At 40.6% G+C, this 12,983-nt stretch carries 11 protein-coding genes and 2 pseudogenes; 6 read left to right on the plus strand and 7 right to left on the minus strand.

Annotation, left to right across the window (positions count from 1 at the left end; genetic code table 11):
• Window positions 1-93: 93 nt before the first annotated feature.
• The 3 genes from ABH008_RS01135 (at window position 94) to ABH008_RS01145 (ending at window position 3,847) form a co-directional block, all read left to right on the plus strand.
• On the plus strand, window positions 94-1,611 hold the full coding sequence (locus tag ABH008_RS01135; protein WP_347988039.1) for an oligosaccharide flippase family protein: 1,518 nt from the start codon (window positions 94-96) through the stop codon (window positions 1,609-1,611).
• 285 nt (window positions 1,612-1,896) lie between these two features.
• The gene (locus ABH008_RS01140) at window positions 1,897-2,775 is read left to right on the plus strand and encodes an alpha-1,2-fucosyltransferase (RefSeq protein ID WP_347988040.1); all 879 of its coding nucleotides are present in this window, start codon (window positions 1,897-1,899) and stop codon (window positions 2,773-2,775) included.
• A 7-nt stretch (window positions 2,776-2,782) separates the two neighbouring features.
• Window positions 2,783-3,847: a glycosyltransferase gene (locus tag ABH008_RS01145; protein WP_347988041.1), complete on the plus strand. Its 1,065-nt coding sequence runs from the start codon at window positions 2,783-2,785 to the stop codon at window positions 3,845-3,847.
• A gap of 410 nt (window positions 3,848-4,257) precedes the next feature.
• Here ABH008_RS01145 and ABH008_RS01150 read toward each other — a convergent pair.
• The 7 genes and pseudogenes from ABH008_RS01150 to ABH008_RS01180 form a co-directional block, all read right to left on the minus strand.
• Window positions 4,258-4,488 (minus strand): annotated as a pseudogene (locus tag ABH008_RS01150) (transposase domain-containing protein); the annotation flags it as partial.
• 111 nt (window positions 4,489-4,599) lie between these two features.
• Window positions 4,600-5,613: a tyrosine-type recombinase/integrase gene (locus tag ABH008_RS01155; RefSeq protein ID WP_347988042.1), complete on the minus strand. Its 1,014-nt coding sequence runs from the start codon at window positions 5,611-5,613 to the stop codon at window positions 4,600-4,602.
• Window positions 5,594-6,553, minus strand: coding sequence for a tyrosine-type recombinase/integrase (locus ABH008_RS01160; protein ID WP_347988043.1), 960 nt, complete (start codon window positions 6,551-6,553; stop codon window positions 5,594-5,596). Before ABH008_RS01160 ends, ABH008_RS01155 begins: the two co-directional genes overlap by 20 nt.
• A complete protein-coding gene (locus ABH008_RS01165; protein WP_347988044.1) occupies window positions 6,550-7,797 on the minus strand; it encodes a tyrosine-type recombinase/integrase in 1,248 nt (415 codons plus the stop codon). The genes ABH008_RS01160 and ABH008_RS01165 overlap by 4 nt, the downstream gene beginning before the upstream one ends.
• A gap of 149 nt (window positions 7,798-7,946) precedes the next feature.
• Window positions 7,947-9,368 (minus strand): annotated as a pseudogene (locus tag ABH008_RS01170) (IS66 family transposase); the annotation flags it as partial.
• A gap of 106 nt (window positions 9,369-9,474) precedes the next feature.
• Window positions 9,475-9,825, minus strand: coding sequence for an IS66 family insertion sequence element accessory protein TnpB (tnpB, locus tag ABH008_RS01175; RefSeq protein WP_347988045.1), 351 nt, complete (start codon window positions 9,823-9,825; stop codon window positions 9,475-9,477).
• Entirely contained in the window at window positions 9,813-10,115 is a 303-nt protein-coding gene (locus ABH008_RS01180; protein WP_347988046.1) for an IS66 family insertion sequence element accessory protein TnpB, read from the minus strand. The genes tnpB and ABH008_RS01180 overlap by 13 nt, the downstream gene beginning before the upstream one ends.
• 448 nt (window positions 10,116-10,563) lie before the next feature.
• Here ABH008_RS01180 and ABH008_RS01185 point away from each other — a divergent pair, with 448 nt between their 5' ends.
• The 3 genes from ABH008_RS01185 to ABH008_RS01195 are packed head-to-tail and all read left to right on the plus strand — an operon-like array spanning window position 10,564 to window position 12,983.
• The gene (locus ABH008_RS01185) at window positions 10,564-10,902 is read left to right on the plus strand and encodes a hypothetical protein (protein WP_347988047.1); all 339 of its coding nucleotides are present in this window, start codon (window positions 10,564-10,566) and stop codon (window positions 10,900-10,902) included.
• Window positions 10,903-10,909: 7 nt separating this feature from the next.
• Window positions 10,910-12,028, plus strand: a complete 1,119-nt coding sequence (locus tag ABH008_RS01190) for a glycosyltransferase family 4 protein (RefSeq protein WP_347988048.1) — start codon at window positions 10,910-10,912, stop codon at window positions 12,026-12,028.
• A complete protein-coding gene (locus ABH008_RS01195) occupies window positions 12,021-12,983 on the plus strand; it encodes an NAD-dependent epimerase/dehydratase family protein (RefSeq protein WP_347988049.1) in 963 nt (320 codons plus the stop codon). Before ABH008_RS01190 ends, ABH008_RS01195 begins: the two co-directional genes overlap by 8 nt.

Raw genomic sequence — 12,983 nt, forward strand, 5'->3', positions numbered from 1 at the left:
ATTATGATCTTACTTCTAGTAACTGACTTATTATTTTGACTGACATACATATTTTTTTAATTTTTAACGTACCCAAGAAAATGGTATGCCTTAATGAGTAGCGTGAAACGGAATATCATTTCCAACTATATTGGAAGTGGCTGGAGTTCTCTTATGGGAATTGTTTTTACGCCCTTGTACGTTCATTATCTTGGCATTGAAGCCTATGGTTTGATTGGTGTGTTTACCATGCTGCAAACTTGGCTATTCCTTTTGGACATGGGTATTACACCTACACTAAGTCGTGAAATGGCTCGATTTGATGCAGGTGCGTACGACTCACAGAAAATTCGAAATTTTGTTCGTTCACTGGAGATAATCTATATATTCATAGCCATAACTGTGTTGATTGGCTTGCTTTTGGTTAGTGATTGGATAACCATTAATTGGTTGCAAATTGAAACGCTTAATGCATCCGTGGTAGCAAATGCATTGTCTTTATCAGGCGTATTTATTGTTTTACGCTGGTTTTCAGGACTATACCGTGGGGCTATTATGGGTCTTCAACAGCAGGTATGGCTTAATTACACTAGCGCCCTATTTGCTACCGTGCGTGGTTTAGGGGCAGTAGGCGTTTTGGCGTGGATTTCTCCAACTGTTTTTGCATTCTTAATTTTTCAAAGCGTACTTGCTGCTATTGAGGCGATAGTATTGGCTGTTAAAATGCATTTTTTACTGCCAAAATCTGATAAGCCTTCTTATTTTAGTATAGATTCACTGCAACATGTTTGGAAATTTGCAGCAGGTATGAGTGCAAATTCGTTGCAAGCACTTTTACTTACCCAAGTTGATAAACTATTGTTATCCAAACTTTTACCCATTGCTGAATTTGGTTATTATAATTTAGCTATAACTTTGGCTGGTGGATTGTATATATTGATGGGTGCCATTACGAATGCCGCATATCCGCAATTTGTATTATTGATTGAACGTGGTGATAGTCAAACTTTGATTAAAACATATCACAAATTATCACAAATGCTCTCGATGGTTGTTGCTCCAACAGCAATAGTGCTCGCTTTTTATTCAGAAAACGTATTACTACTTTGGATGAATAACGAGTCTACAGCAAAGGCAGTTGCGCCTTTAGTATCTTTATTGGTAGTAGGTTATTTATTAAATGGTATGCTGCAAATACCTTATTTTTTGCAACTTGCTTACGGCTGGACTAAACTTAACTTAACTACAAATTTCATATCAATATTGATTTTGGTACCAGCCGTATATATAACAGTGCCTATCTATGGAGTCAAAGCAACCCCTATTATTTGGATCATTCTAAACATTGTCTATATCGTTGTAACTATACCAATTATGCATAGTAGATTGCTTCCAAATGAAATGTGGAGCTGGTATCAAAAAGACATTGTTCTGCCATTGCTTAGTATTTTTGCAGCAATTAGTGCTCTTTACTATGTAATGCCAGTTCCTAGTATTAATCAACCAATAGTTAATATTATCGATATTTTACTTGCAGCAATACTAGGAATTATCGTTGCATTTTTAGTTACTCCTTTAGGCAGAAACCTACTAAAAAGGAATATTCATATTAAATCACTAAAGTTTCGATAGGCGGTAGAATTTTTATAAAACGCACTGAAAACGTTCGGTTACTACTTTAATTCGAAAAGAGCATGGTGAAAGATAATGAAAAACCCATCGATGAATAATTTCACTAAATAAGGCTAAAAATTTTGAACATTCAAATCCAAATTAAGTCAGTAAATGGTATACTTTACTTAATTTCCTTAGATGTTGAAGGATCCGACTTGAAAAGTCTACTAATCTAAACAAGCATATTTATAATATGCATATACTCTTATTAATACAATATATTTTAATAAAAAAATTTGGTAAATGATTATTGTCAATCTTATCGGTGGCCTTGGCAATCAAATGTTTCAATATGCATTTTGCCGAGCTTTAGCATTGGAACTTGCTGAACCTACTTTATTAGATATTTCAGGATTTTCTTCTTATACTCTACATCAGGGGTTTGAACTAGATCGATTATTTTCATGCAAAATTGAACTAGCTACTGAATTAGATTTTAAAAGTGTATTGGGCTGGCAGTCTCCATCTAGAATCAGAAATATTTTATTGCACCCTTATATGAGTGCTTTCCGAAAAAATAATTTTGTCGTTGAACCGTATTTTCAATACTGGCCTGAAATAAACTCTATTCCAAAAAAATGTTATTTATCGGGTTACTGGCAATCTTTTCAATATTTTCAAAAGTACACTACAGAAATTCGTGCTGACTTTACATATAAAATACCGTTAGTTAATAAGAATGCCGAATTCGCAGATCAGATAAAACAAGTTAATGCAATTAGTTTACATGTACGCCGAGGAGATTACGTAAGCAATCCTGCAACGCTTAAAAATCATGGTGTATGTTCATTAGACTATTACGATTTGGCAATACAGTACATAGCCAACCATGTATTAGATCCAGTTTTCTTTATTTTTTCTGACGATATCGATTGGGTTAAAAAGAATATTAATATTAATTATAAAACATATTATGTTGATCATAACTCAGGTAATGATAGCTTTAATGATATGCGCTTGATGAGTTTATGTAAGCATCATATTATCGCAAATAGCTCATTTAGTTGGTGGGGGGCTTGGTTAAACTCCAATCCGAATAAATTGGTAATTGCACCTCAAAAGTGGTTTGCTAATAATAATGACACTAAGGATTTATTGCCAACTGACTGGATAAAATTGTGAATACGCTATGCAAAGCCTCCCCAAAATTTCTGTAATATTGCCCATCTATAACGCCGAAAAATATATTGCCGAGGCAATAGAATCCATTTTGCATCAAACCTATACTGACTTTGAGTTAATCGCGATTAATGACGGTTCAACCGATAACAGTTTGTCAATTCTACAACATTATCAAAACTCAGATAGTCGTATTCGTATATTTTCCCACGCCAACACCGGGCTTATAAATACACTAAATGAAGGCATAGATTTAGCCCATGGCGAATGGATAGCTAGAATGGATGCTGATGATATAGCCTTATCACAGCGTTTTGAACGACAATTATTCTATTTAGAGCAAACAGGGGCTGATATTTGTGGTAGTTGGATCAAATTATTTGGAACTAAAGATTCCCGAGTGCTTAGGCATCCACAGTCAGATTCCGCAATAAAAATGGCATTATTATTTGGATCTGCGTTTGCTCACCCAACAGTGATGATGAAAACAGCTTTAGCGAAAAAATTATATTACGATTGCGAATGGGAAAATGTTGAGGATTATGATTTATGGGTGCGAGCCACCCAAAATCACAGTGTAATGGTTAATGTTCCTGAGGTGTTGTTATGGTATCGGCAACACACAGCACAAATTTCTAATAAAGCATTTATTCAACAACAAATAAAAACACAGGAAATTAGACGCAGATATTGGGAGTTTTTAGCAGAGTCCATAAAAATAGAACCAGAATGGATAGATGAAATAATAAAAACTCGTGAACAGCATATATTTAACTTAAATATTGACTATATCGACTACGCATTTACAAAGCTATTACAAGAGCTTGATGGCGAGGCGCAACAGGTAGTATTTGACCATATTACGAGATTGTATTTTCGTCTAGCTGCTAATTACCCGAATGTAGTAAACAGATGGAGTGAATTGCATAAAAAATTTGGTCGTGGCTTTTCTATAGGCACTAAATTAAAACTTTTTTTACTTAGTTTTTTTCAAATTGGGCCTAACAGTCTGTGGTTTAATAGAATAAAAACATTCTATTTTTATTGTATTTCTTTTATCGAAAAACTTTCCTGATTGCTCTTGCTCCAGCTCATATCAATAAGGGTGTTCTATATCACCCAAAGTAGAAACCTTATTCAGAGACTTGCAGGTGCGAGAAGAGTGTCAATTAAGGAAAAGCCATTGTATTTTCTGTTACCGTTCCAAATAGTGTTAAATTGTTCGACGTGATTTATTTAACAGCATGGAAGCATTGATAATTTTTATCTCACCTTGAGCGATTTTGAAAATTATATCAACAGTAAGTTGGGCTTTTGAATTCATAAGAAACAGCCTTCTCAACCTCTGACTTTACTAAAAGAGTATTTAGAAAATCACTAATCAAATAAATCTGTCAATTTCCCTTGGTAAGGGTTGCGACAAAATCGCTTGGAAATCAGGAACTCAAAAATGAAATGACGGCGAAAAATAGTATGCGCATAACGCTACCACGTAGATTTTTTCGGCGGATTGAGTTTAATGTTCGCAATCCACTCTGGACTTAAAGGCAATAATTCGTCGATACGGTTATTAGGCCATGTGGGTAATTTTTCCAAAGTCCCCCTTAACCATTCGGCCGGATTAAGTCCATTCAGATTAGCTGTACCTAACAAGGTTTGAATGGCAGCCGCGCGTTTACCGGCTCGTTCTGAACCGGTAAACAACCAGTTCTTTTTTTTATGCAAAGCTTTGCATAAAAAAAATTATGCTCAGTCAGTTATTATGCTGAGTATTTATCGAAAGTCGGCAGCACACAATACTTACTGCGCTACCGACTGTGCATAATTTTATAGGCTCTCCAAAAACTTTAGAAGGTCATCAGATGGATGATAGCGCACCTGCCCAATTTCAGGTGGCAGAGCTATTGTCGACAAAGCACGTTCTTTCATAGATAGGTCAGCCTCAATATATCCATGGGTAGTTGCTGGGTTTTCATGACCCAACCATAAAGCGATAATGGTAATGTCTACACCTGCTTGTAGTAAGTGCATGGCTGTAGTGTGGCGGAGTGTATGTGGCGTTACTTTTCGACCTTGTAACTGAGGACAATGCTTTATTGCCGAGCTGACCGCTAATGCAATTCGCTCAGCCACATTGGATCTAGTCATTGGTAAGCCTTTGCGTGTTGGCACTAATGATTGCTCTGGATTTAACTTGGCATACAGCAGCCACTGACGTATTTTGGTGGCGGTATCTTTCCATAATGGTACAGTGCGTTGCTTGCGGCCCTTACCATGTAGACGTACCGAAGGTGAAATGGTTAACTCAACGTCTGCCACTCGAATACCAATTAACTCAGACACCCGAGCTCCAGTGTTATAAAGCAAAATCAACAAAATGCGATCCCGATACCCATACCAAGTTTGATCGTCGGGCGCTTCCAGCAAAGCCTGAATTTCTTCACGAGATAGAAAGCCTAACATAGGTTTTTCAAAGCGCTTCATCGGAATCGCCTGGATTTGTTGAGTCAACTGCATGGCCTCTGGACATTGTAGCGACACATAATGTGCAAAAGCTCGTATAGTCGCCAAACGAGCATTTCGTGTTCTTATCGTATTGTGGCGTTCCGATTCAAGGTATGCCAGGAAGTCGAGTATCAATGCCACATTAAAATCGATCAAAGCCATTTTGTTTGGTGATTTACCTATTTTGCGCTCGACATAACATAAGAGCATTCTAAAGGTATCACGATAGGCAGCGATTGTTCTGGGGCTGGCATTTCTCTGCTGAAGTAATCGTTCGACAAAGAAGCGCTGAACTAAGGCGGCAAATTCAGCGGGATTAGTTAGCAAACTGTTCATTGCTGATCTCCTTCGAATATCTTTCAAAACGTTCCGCTGCGATTGACATCAGTTCTGGAATGCCAGTGAAATACCAGTAGGTATCGCTGATTCGCGCATGTCCAACATAAGTTGATAAAGCAAGCACGGCGTGGTCAACATCAATACCTTGCTGGTAAAATCGCAACATGCTATGAACAATGAATGTATGTCGAAAATCATGTAGTCGATGATGTACATAATCTCCACGAGGCTTCCAGCCAAATTCTTGGCAAATCGAATGCAAGGCATACATAATATTTGCCCGTTTAATGGGCTGTCCTTCGTCAGACAAGAAAAAACGATTGCAGGCTGGATGAGATATGATTTGATTACGTAGCTTGGCGTAGTCGATTAGTGATTGGGTGGTGCTTGGATGTAACGGAACCCAGCGACTTTTCAGGAATTTGGTCTCATGGATATAAAGCACGCCATCATCAAGATCAACCTCACTACAAGTTAGCGATGTCGCTTCGGATATGCGTAATCCACTTGAAGCCAATAGACCGAAAACAGTTCGACAGGTGGCGGGACGTAAGCCGTGATGAGAAACGAGATTATCAGTTGCATTGAGCAGCGCAATGAGTTCGGCTTCTGTATAGATATGCGGAATAAGTCGCCGATGGGCAGGGCCGAATAATCCTATTGGTGGAATCACCGTAGCGGGATCAATCCGCAAACAGAATCGAGCAAATCCACGTAGAACTTCAAGTCGGCGCGCCCAAGTGATGGGTTGACTTCGTTTCGATTGGCGAGCCCATTGCACGGCAAGTTCTAACGTCAGGCAATACTGATCGCCCTGATCATCAGCGTAGCGGGCAAATCCATTAAGTACGGTTTCATCAATGGATAGTTTATAACCTAGACTGTGGCGATGTACTAAATAAGCTTCGACCCGCAACTTCCAGAAATTGGATTTCATGAGCAACTCCCTGGCCAAGGTAACGCCACAGTACGCAAAAGCTCAATGTCAACTCGGGCATACGTCTTTGCGGTATCAAGGCTTTGATGTCTTAGTAAATCCGCAATTTCCTTAATGGATGCTCCTGCCTTTTGTAGTCGTGTCGCAGTTGTTGACCGTAGAGCATGGGTATTGCAAAATTGACTTCGTAAACCGCAACGAACAAATGCACGATTCATCGCGCTGCGGATGGCAGGTACACCTAACGGTTGATTAAAAGGGGCTCTATGCCGAATAAACAGGATTCGACTGGTTGTCTGTGGTCGGCCTGCGAACAGATATTGAGCGATTGCTTGCCCAGTTGAAGTGGAAAGTGGCAATTGCTGTACTCGCTTGCTCTTGTTAATATTGATGGTCAGCGTTGCGTTACGCCAATCCACAGAATCCAGCGTTAAATAGGCTGTTTCTTGACCGCGTAAACCCAGGTCGAGCAAGCAGCGAGCTATGGCATAATCGCGCATACCGACCGGATAAGAACAATCGAATGCCTTTAAAAAAGCATCGACTTGGATGTCAGTTAGCACCTTGGGTAGTGTCGCATGCGAACAGGATGAAATTTTTGGAATAAAAGCCAGCAATACAGAAATGTGCTTCCCCTGCAAGGCGAGGAAGCGCAGGTAACTGCGTACGCTTGAGCTAACCTCTCTAAGCGATGCTGGCTGCCACTTCAAAGCTAGGTGTTGAAAAAAGGCATCAATATCGTCACCGGAAATCTGAGAAATATCAGGTGGAGCTGTGTCAAATCGATGTTTAAGAAAGGCGCAAATATGCTGGCGACGATTTACACAGGTCTGTGGCGAAATCCCGCAAATGTTAAGCAGATAATCAGAAAATCGATCAAGTTCTGCTTCTATCGGTTTTTTTGTGATTTGTACCTGCTGTTTAGGCAAAAGAATTAGCAAACACCTTAAAGCTGCTCTGTCCATTCTAATGAAGTAGCGGGCATCTACCGTTGCTGGGTACAGCAACATTAAATCATTAAGGTAGTGGTCAATCAGTTTAGGTGTGACACTTGATAAATCTAGGTTTTCTGTTTTTAGCCAGCAACTAAAACGAATAATACATTTAAGGTAAAGTTCAATAGTATGTTTGGCATATTGCTGTTTTTGTAATGCTTCAATGTATGGGGTGGCAATGCAGCTAAGCGGTGCATCGACGAGCAAGGCTAGGCGGGATAATCCCGTTGGTTGAATTTTGGTAGGCATGATGTATTCCTGATGAAAGCAAGAGGAACTACATAAAACCACCAATTTATTATGTTGAGTTAAAAAACAGCTCTATTGCGCTGAAAGCCTAATTGTTACGCGGCTTTCCGCATAGTTACAGGTAAACTCAGCATAATAACTGACTGAGCATAATTTTTTCCAAGGGCAATGGGTCGTATACAGTTTTCGACTGGATTATTGTCTATCGGTAGATGTCCTGTTTCAGCATAGCGGATCAGTGCAGGCCATCGTTTTAAGGTATAGTCGATAGCTTTAGCCGAAGCACCGCCGTTGGCGGTATTGATCCGCGATTGCAGTAGCCATGCATGAAAAGCGTTAAGTTGCGGTAGGCTTTTTTCTTGGCGTAATTGTTTCCTCTCTGCTGCAGTCATCTCTTTACCTTCGGCTTCGATTGTATAAAGAATGTTAATACGTTGCAACGCTTCGTAAGCCATCGCACTTTGATTGGCTTGATGCAGATCGAAGAATTTTCTACGCGCATGCGCCAGACAAGCCAACTCGGTGCAGCCTGCGCTTGAGAACAACGCCTTATAGCCGCTATAGTCATCGACCATCAAATGGCCTTGCCAATCGCCCAGAAAGTGGCGGGCATGTTCGCCACCCCGCCCCGTTTGGTAATCGAAAACGATCATGCGTGGCACGTCATCCAGATCATTGCTGCGGTAAGCCCACAGATAGGCTTTGCGGGTTTTGCCTTTGCCAGGTTCAAGCTGTGACACCGGCGTTTCATCCGCATGAAGGGTATTGCCTTGCAAGAGATGCCAGATCAGACGATCCACTAAAGGCCGTAAGGTCACACCGATGCGTCCCACCCAGTCTGCCAAGGTCGAGCGAGAAAGAATCACCTGGTCACGCGCTGCAATCTGTTCCAAACGATAGAGAGGCAGATGATCTTGGAATTTACTAATCATCACCCAAACCAGTAAACCGATGGCCGCCATGCCGCCATCGATAACGGCGGGTAGAATCGGTTCGGCTGTGATGGTTTCGCAAACGCGACAGGCGTATTGTGGGCGAATATGACGGTGAACAAAAAACTTAGCGGGTTCAACGTCTAACTGCTCGGTAATGTCTTCACCGATTTTGACTAAATCTTTGCCACATTGACCACAGGCGCATGACTGGGGTTCGTGACGATGTTCAATGCGGGGTAAATGAGCGGGTAACGGTTGGCGGCCTGCGCGCGGACGTTTGGGTTTGGCTACTGTTTCGCAGGGCTGATCGTCTTTCAGTTGTTCGAGTTCCGCTTCAATCGCGGACATGTCGGTATTCCAGGTTTCCTCAAACAAATCCCGTTGCATGGGCGAAAGGGATTCGCTTTTAACGCTAAAGCGGATACGGCGGTAATAGGCCACTTCATGCGTCAAGGCTTCGATTTTGAAGTCTTTGGCTATAATGGCGGCATCCTTTGCTTTGATGAGTGCGTCTTTAGATTGCAACAGAGCGGTATCGCGTTCGGCTTGCTCCAGTAATGATTGCAGTAAAGCGGCCACCTGCGTTTTAGTCGTGGGATCAAGGTTTAAATGATCAAGTTCAGTCAGCGATTTCATGGGATATATTATACAATAAAAAACCCTTTAACATACTGTAAATACAGGTGTATTTCACAATATCCTCACTGTTTTTTTATCGTATTTTAAGGCTATGAAATCGAATTCAAACCTGCCAATGCGCCTGCGGAATCGCCGACAATCGTTGCCAATCAACACCGGCTATTAACCATTGCCATTGCTCCTGACTCATCGAATAATTCACCGCCGTTGACTTGGGCCAAACAAAATTGCCCTGATGCAAACGCCGCTGACATAGCCAGACTCCCGCGCCATCCCAAACCAATAATCTCAAACGATTACCCGCCCGATTGCGGAACACAAACGCGGAACCAGCGCACGGCGAATGGCCTAGCGCTTGTTGTACAATGAATGACAAACCATCAATACCTCGACGCATATCCACAGGCATGACGGCTAACCAAATTTGCGGCGGACAGGAAATCAATCCAGGCATCGCAGCAACTCTGCCAACCATAAGGCTGAAGTAGACACGGGTAAATCGAGCTGATGGCCTTTGCTATGCTTTAATATAATTGCTCTGTCAGCATCAGATGCTTTACCCGCACCTTGTACCTGAACTGGAATCAAGGCAGGTAGCGATTGATCGAACCGCTTTCGATAATCACACAAGCGTGCTGAAAACGTATTATAGTTAAGCCCCTGTTGCTGGCAATAATCGACTTGCTTTAGACCGCTGCGCTGCCAGTTTTCAATATGACTAATCCACTTACTGGGTAAACTCATTGCTTAATCTCCTTAGAAAAACACTAAGGATGATATTTTTGACTCTATTTAGCTAGATGGGACGGCTGGACGGATACTAAAAATAAACGTTGTCGACACGTTAATGAACGATTAAAAGATTAATTTGGAGGAAGAGTGGGCGGAAAAACAGTCATGCTAAGGTTATGTTCGGCTTAATGTTTGACATTAAGGTTCCCAATCAGATACTGATTTTAATCAGACGAAGAATCACTAAAGGATTTAAATAGTTAGCTACGCATTAAATTTTATTAAAATTACAACATTTACGACTTCTCATCGAAAGTGAAGTTTACTCGAAAAAATGGCGCTAATTGTGTCAAAACTTACTTGCTCTGATTTCAATTCGAGAGTTTTGCAAGTTCCTCTTGCCCCATCGCTTAATTCCATTTCGCTCCCCAGTTTTATTGCTTTTGAGTGAATAAGATTAGTGATAGATTTAGCTTATCCTATTTGTTTATTTTTTGTAGTGTACAGAAGACTCCTTAACATTATTAAAGAAGGTGAATATTTTGGCAATTGTGGTGGCGAAGACTATAATCTATGGTTACGTTTATCAGAAAAGAAAAATTTAATTTTTGCTAACATACCGGAAACACTCATTGGCTATCGTATACCTATCCAAAGCAAGGCTCGGCGTTCACGTCTAGCCTATATTCACGTAGCTTCCACTCTGTTTGAGACCTTTATGCGCTCCGGTAAAATTAAATGGCTGTTTGGATCAGTGTTATTTTTCGCAAAATCAGTGTTTAGAGCTACACAATCATAAATTAAAAATGAAATTAATTTACTTTGTTACAGAAGATTGGTTTTTTTGTTCCCATTTTCTGGATAGAGCTGTTGCTGCAAAAAATGCTGGATATGAAGTTTCAGTATTAACCCGTGTTAATAAGCATGCACAAATCATTTTAGATCAGGGTATTAATCTTATTCCGCTGGTTATCGATCGCAGTAAAATAAATCCCTTTAATGAAATTAAACTAATTAAAAAACTGGTCACCTTATATCGTCAGGAACGTCCACAAATTGTTCATCAAGTGGCATTAAAACCAATTCTATATGGCAGTCTTGCAGCTAGAATTGCAGGTGTACCTTATATAGTTAATGCTCCAGTTGGTTTGGGTTATGTTTTTAGTTCTAAACAACTAAAAGCCCGACTTTTAAAACCCCTGATTTTATTAGCCTATCGTTTTCTATTGAATCCAATCAATAGTATTGCTATTTTTGAAAATCCTGATGATAGAGCATTTTTTGCCAACAAAGGAATTATCAAACTTGAACACACGCGTCTAATTCGTGGTGCCGGTGTCAACATGCAACAATTTGTGCCAACTAAAAAACCGGATGGTTTACCCATTGTTATTTTAGCGTCACGCATGCTGTGGGATAAAGGCGTTGGAGAATTTGTTGAGGCGGCTAAAATAATTAATAAAAATACGATTAATGCTCGTTTTGTTCTGGTTGGCGCTCCTGATACGCAAAATCCTGAATCAATAGGAGAAAATCAATTAATTGCCTGGCAAAACGCAGGCTGTATAGAATGGTGGGGGCATCAGGACGATATGCCATCCGTTTTCAGCCAAGCACATATCATCTGTCTACCTTCCTATGCAGAAGGACTTCCAAGAGTATTAATTGAAGCAGCCGCTTCAGGCCTCCCCATTGTTACCACAAATATACCAGGCTGCAGAGAAATTGTGCACAATGCAGAAAATGGTTATTTAATACCCCCAAAATCCATAGACAGCTTAGTAAATACACTAAACTTATTAATCTCAAATTCTGGATTACGTTTAGAAATGGGGGAAAACGGGCGAAATATAGCAATCAATGGCTACTCTACAGAGCAAGTCAATCGAGAAACGCTGGCCATCTATGAACAATTACATGCATAAAGTACTTATTACAGGTTGTAATGGTTTCATAGGCTCTCAGCTTGCACACACATTACAAAACTTATCTCGAGATTTTACTACCTTAACCCGACAGCCCTGCGATTTTGGCTCTAAAAATTGGGTTTTGGATCTAGCTGTAGACCCCTGTCCAACAGAGCTATGTGCGGGCATTGATACTATTTTCCATCTGGCAGGAAAAGCCCACGCCTTAGCAGAAACACGGCAAGATGAACACGAATACTTCCAAATCAACACCGAAGCTACCCGTAAATTACTGGAAGCAGCTCAACAAGCAGGTGTGCAGCATTTTGTTTATTTCAGTAGCGTTAAAGCTGTCGGTGACAGTCTGCAACAACCGATGGATGAATCGGTAAATCCGCCTGCCGATACTCCTTATGGACGCTCCAAATATGCAGCAGAACAACTGGTATTACACGGTGGTTACATACCCCATCCGGTTGTAATACGCCCCAGCATGGTTTACGGCAATAGCCGCAAAGGCAATTTACCCAAGATGATAAATGCTATTCAACGTGGTTTTTTCCCGCCGCTACCCGAATTTAACAATCGTCGTTCAATGGTACATGTTAATGATGTGGTTTCTGCAGCATTATTAGCTTCGCAAAAAACACAGGCTAGTGGTCAAATATACATCATTACCGATCAACAAAATTATTCAAGCCGACAACTTTACAACTGGATACGTGCTGCATTAGGTAAACCTAGCAGACATTGGGCAATCCCGTTTGAGGTTTTACGTCTGTTAGCAAAAACTGGGGACATGATCAGTCGTGTTACCGCTAGACGTTTTGTGTTTGATAGTGATGCCTTACTAAAATTATCCGGTTCGGCTAGCTATTCGTCTGCTAAAATTACTAGTGAGTTGGGATTTAGCCCACGACACACCCTCTCAGAATCATTACCTGACATCATTCGTTATCTAAACTTAATCTAA

The organism is Methylomonas sp. AM2-LC, assembly GCF_039904985.1.
Taxonomy (GTDB): domain Bacteria; phylum Pseudomonadota; class Gammaproteobacteria; order Methylococcales; family Methylomonadaceae; genus Methylomonas.

Coding starts and splice junctions, on each gene's coding strand:
- tnpB (WP_347988045.1), bottom strand. CDS start 9,825: ATGCCTGGATTGATTTCCTGTCCGCCGCAAATTTGGTTAGCCGTCATG.
- ABH008_RS01180 (WP_347988046.1), bottom strand. CDS start 10,115: ATGAGTTTACCCAGTAAGTGGATTAGTCATATTGAAAACTGGCAGCGC.
- ABH008_RS01140 (WP_347988040.1), top strand. CDS start 1,897: ATGATTATTGTCAATCTTATCGGTGGCCTTGGCAATCAAATGTTTCAA.
- ABH008_RS01160 (WP_347988043.1), bottom strand. CDS start 6,553: ATGAAATCCAATTTCTGGAAGTTGCGGGTCGAAGCTTATTTAGTACAT.
- ABH008_RS01195 (WP_347988049.1), top strand. CDS start 12,021: ATGCATAAAGTACTTATTACAGGTTGTAATGGTTTCATAGGCTCTCAG.
- ABH008_RS01145 (WP_347988041.1), top strand. CDS start 2,783: ATGCAAAGCCTCCCCAAAATTTCTGTAATATTGCCCATCTATAACGCC.
- ABH008_RS01165 (WP_347988044.1), bottom strand. CDS start 7,797: ATGCCTACCAAAATTCAACCAACGGGATTATCCCGCCTAGCCTTGCTC.
- ABH008_RS01155 (WP_347988042.1), bottom strand. CDS start 5,613: ATGAACAGTTTGCTAACTAATCCCGCTGAATTTGCCGCCTTAGTTCAG.
- ABH008_RS01135 (WP_347988039.1), top strand. CDS start 94: ATGAGTAGCGTGAAACGGAATATCATTTCCAACTATATTGGAAGTGGC.
- ABH008_RS01190 (WP_347988048.1), top strand. CDS start 10,910: ATGAAATTAATTTACTTTGTTACAGAAGATTGGTTTTTTTGTTCCCAT.